The 240-nt window shown below is 61.7% G+C and carries 1 protein-coding gene; it reads left to right on the top strand.

Going from position 1 to position 240, the window contains the following annotated elements; genetic code table 11:
* Positions 1–52 precede the first annotated feature (52 nt).
* The coding region (locus EOD29_RS34665; protein ID WP_281059269.1) for a 5'/3'-nucleotidase SurE at positions 53–240 on the top strand (188 nt) is incomplete at its 3' end.

Here is a 240-nt window from a genome sequence, read left to right as displayed (position 1 = left end):
TTGCTGCCTTATATGGGCGGATTGACCAAAATCGAACGGGCGGCTTGAGGCGATGCGCATCCTGCTTACGAATGACGACGGCATTCACGCCGAAGGTCTTGCCGCGCTGGAGCGGATCGCGCGCACGCTGTCCGACGACGTCTGGATCGTGGCGCCCGAGACCGACCAGAGCGGCCTGGCCCATTCGCTGAGCCTTTCCGAACCTTTGCGGCTGCGCAAGATTTCCGACAAGCATTTCGC

This window comes from Mesorhizobium sp. M1A.T.Ca.IN.004.03.1.1 (assembly GCF_003997555.1).
In the GTDB taxonomy this organism is placed as follows: domain Bacteria; phylum Pseudomonadota; class Alphaproteobacteria; order Rhizobiales; family Rhizobiaceae; genus Mesorhizobium.
The sequence above is the reverse complement of the archived record's forward strand: the minus strand, read 5'-3'. Positions and strand labels throughout refer to the sequence as shown.